Source organism: Syntrophorhabdaceae bacterium, assembly GCA_028713955.1.
Taxonomy (GTDB): domain Bacteria; phylum Desulfobacterota; class Syntrophorhabdia; order Syntrophorhabdales; family Syntrophorhabdaceae; genus UBA5609.
This window is the reverse complement of the sequence record JAQTNJ010000321.1, coordinates 1-3,041: the sequence shown is the minus strand read 5'-3', so window position 1 is coordinate 3,041 and position 3,041 is coordinate 1. Positions and strand designations below refer to the sequence as shown.

Here is a 3,041-nt window from a genome sequence, read left to right as displayed (position 1 = left end):
TCCGAAAAACATCCCTGATAATGTTGTCACCATGAATTCAATAGTCCGCATCAAAGACTTGGATACTGGCGAAGAAAAGACATTCACTCTTGTCTTTCCAGGCAAAACAAATATTACCGAAAAGGCTATTTCAATACTGGCACCAATAGGGACTGCCCTAATCGGTTACGGGGAAGGGGACATAATAGAATGGAAGGTCCCAGCGGGAACAAAAAGATTCCAAGTAATGGAAGTTATCTATCAGCCAGAAAGACTAGGCAATTACGATCTGTAATTCTCAACATATAATTTCACTTAATCAATTTAGTAGTAGGTGAAGTCAATAAACAATGTTTTTCATTCTCTACATTCCTCTGCCCTTCTTTCCCGTCCGATCCTTTTCTTAAGATTGTACTGTTTGTTAGGGATGATAGGAATGTCCTTCAACTGTTTATAGATCGCGGTATGCTTCACGACGATGCTTGACGCGCATGATTGTTACCTTTTTTGTTGCATTGTCAATCTCGTAAAGGACACGATAGTCTCCGATGCGCAGTCTCCAGTCCTTTAGTGAACCTTTTATTTTTCTGCTTTCTCGTGGGTGAGGGTTTGAAGGAAGTTCTTTGATCTTTGCCGTAATCTGTGAAAATAATGTTCGCGAGAGTTTATTGAGGTCTTTTTCGGCGTGCCGTTCTACATAAAGTTCATAGGGCATTATCACGTTCCGTCAGGTAGTCTTTGAATTTCCTTACCTGCATACCACCCATGCGTATTTTTTCAAGGTCTGCAAGGTCTTCTTTATCTTCGAGCTTTTCAAGTAATTCACGGTAGTCGTTGATTTCAATGATTACGGCGCTTGGTCTGCCGTCTTTCATTATCACCTGTGGTTTAGCCTTCATGATACTCTTTGCCATTGAATATCTCCTTATTCTTAAGATGATATTATTATATCTTCTTTTTCGTATCTTAGCAATTACATCTTAAAAGGAAGGGCCTGGAAATTCTTTACCTGTTGCACTGATCCGATCCTCTTTTTAAGATTGTACTGCTTGTAATGAATAACGCCTGTATACTCATTCTCAAAAGACGTTTCATAAACCTTGTGATCCTCTGTAAATTCCCCAAGGCCAATAGGAAGTGCTGACTTGACCTCTAACGACTCGTGAAGCCCCCGGCTTGAAAAATACCGCTTTTGTCCGTCATAACGGGGATCATCAAGTTTCTTGCACATATACCCGCCCACAACATAGGCCCCCAGGTTATCAACATTATCTATAGCGTTGATTTTGATGAAGCCTTGACCCCATATCTTTGAAAGATCGTTAGCAGGAATGAAAGGCATATTGTATAGCACAACATGAAAATGAATTACACCACCGCGACCGCCCTTTATACCGCCCTTTCTTTCTCCATCCTGGAACTGAACGACAACAGTATATATGAGCTTATAGCCTATACGGTACGACAGCCGTTGATGAAACTTTTTAAATTCGTAGTTAGCTGTCTTGAAATCGGTTATATCATCCTTGAATGTAAGGGTAAGGAACTTGGGTAATTCATGCCCCCATTTGCCCACATTTGCGTTTATAGAGCGTTTTATGTGCTTACTTGCCCTTGATATGCTTTTCTTTCTTATTTCTTGTATCTGCTCTTCTGTCTTTCCCTCAATACTATCTTCTTTCTTGTCATTTTGTCTCTTTGGCTTTCCTTTCTTATTGACTTGAAGACCTTCATACTCATACACCTCCAATACATCACCGGAGCGAATAGTTTTATATTTATATAGATCATGATTAATCTTTTTATGAGAGAAATACTGTTTATAAATTTCTGCTTGAGTGTTCCTATAATCAAGTAAAGTAGAACCCTCTTTAACTTTTGCAGCGTTCGCGCCCCGCAAGCATCGCGCCGGAGAGAGTATCTCCGGCACTGCGCTTGCACGGGAACTGTTATTGTCATGTTCGTCTACTACAAAAACAGACCCCTTTTCACCCCTCCCCTTTTTTGAAGGGGATGAAAAGGTTTCTTCTGCAAGCCTGATCCAGTCATCTATTTTCAACTTTGGATCAGGGTTATCGGAGCATTGAGATTCTACGGCCTTTTGTGTTTTAGCAAACGACTTTTCCCGATCTATCTGGTAAACATAGCGGTCACCAGCAGTTTTTGTCGCTCCCGCTGGTGCTCCGCTCCTCTCTGCTTCCTTGTTTTTTTCTCGTATCGATGGTTTAAGGTCTGCAATGGTTATTGACGGATCGAGAGGGTATGCTATAATAGGCATGAGCCTCCTTCACCTCTTGAGTGTGTTTGAGGATCAGCCCAAAGCCACCGAGCACCCGCCAAGATGTTACGGTGGCTTTCTTTTTGTTCCCTTTTTTTATAGCTAATTTCTAAATGATTTCTAAGACGGTTGTGAAGCCTTGATACATAAGGCGTTAGGGCGGGTTCGAATCCCACCCTCTCCGAATATAACTATTCAATATCATTGATAAATTAATTTCATTTTCTGTCCGATAACTGTCCGATAGAATATCCATCTTTCTTTTTTGCAAGCGCTTGCAAAAACTGTTTATTTAAATGCTGAGTTTAAAACAAATCGTATTTTATTTTTTAGTTTAATATTCAAACGGAAAATAGCTGGCCCTCATGTTCTTCCTGCTATACGTAACACAATCAATGATCTTCAACATGTCGTGAACTACAGTTGGTAATTGACAGGTTACCCTTGTAAAATACATAAAATTGTAGGAAGATGGAAATAAGTGGCCCATCGGGAATAATTTTTATTAACAGGAGATGATTATTTAATTTCTAAAGGACCATGCGTCTTACAGAAAGGTCTGAAAGGACAAGGGAGGGTGTATAAGATGAAACTTCGTACTTTATTTTTACTGATAGTACTGGCTGCGGTGAGCGTGTTCGCCGCACTCAACTGGAGTTCGTTTACTGTACCGACAACTCTCTCTGTAGGGTTCGGTGCCATTCAGGCACCGCTCGGGCTCATCATGTTGGGGTGCACCGCCTTCCTTACCGCACTATTCATTCTCTTTTTGATCTTTATCCAG

5 protein-coding genes are annotated in these 3,041 nt (G+C 40.8%); 2 read left to right on the top strand and 3 right to left on the bottom strand.

Annotation, left to right across the window (positions count from 1 at the left end; translation table 11 throughout):
* The coding region (locus PHU49_16440; protein MDD5245598.1) for a GreA/GreB family elongation factor at positions 1-274 on the top strand (274 nt) is incomplete at its 5' end.
* Positions 275-430: 156 nt separating this feature from the next.
* On the opposite strand, the gene PHU49_16435 is transcribed toward PHU49_16440, so the two are convergent.
* Genes PHU49_16435 through PHU49_16425 form a run of 3 tightly spaced genes read right to left on the bottom strand, consistent with a single transcriptional unit; the run spans position 431 to position 2,257 of the window.
* On the bottom strand, positions 431-694 hold the full coding sequence (locus PHU49_16435; protein ID MDD5245597.1) for a type II toxin-antitoxin system RelE/ParE family toxin: 264 nt from the start codon (positions 692-694) through the stop codon (positions 431-433).
* Positions 684-893, bottom strand: coding sequence for a hypothetical protein (locus PHU49_16430; GenBank protein ID MDD5245596.1), 210 nt, complete (start codon positions 891-893; stop codon positions 684-686). Before PHU49_16430 ends, PHU49_16435 begins: the two co-directional genes overlap by 11 nt.
* Before the next feature lie 59 nt (positions 894-952).
* A complete protein-coding gene (locus tag PHU49_16425; protein MDD5245595.1) occupies positions 953-2,257 on the bottom strand; it encodes a hypothetical protein in 1,305 nt (434 codons plus the stop codon).
* 586 nt (positions 2,258-2,843) lie between these two features.
* Here PHU49_16425 and PHU49_16420 point away from each other — a divergent pair.
* On the top strand, positions 2,844-3,041 hold a 198-nt coding region (locus PHU49_16420; GenBank protein MDD5245594.1), incomplete at its 3' end, for a hypothetical protein.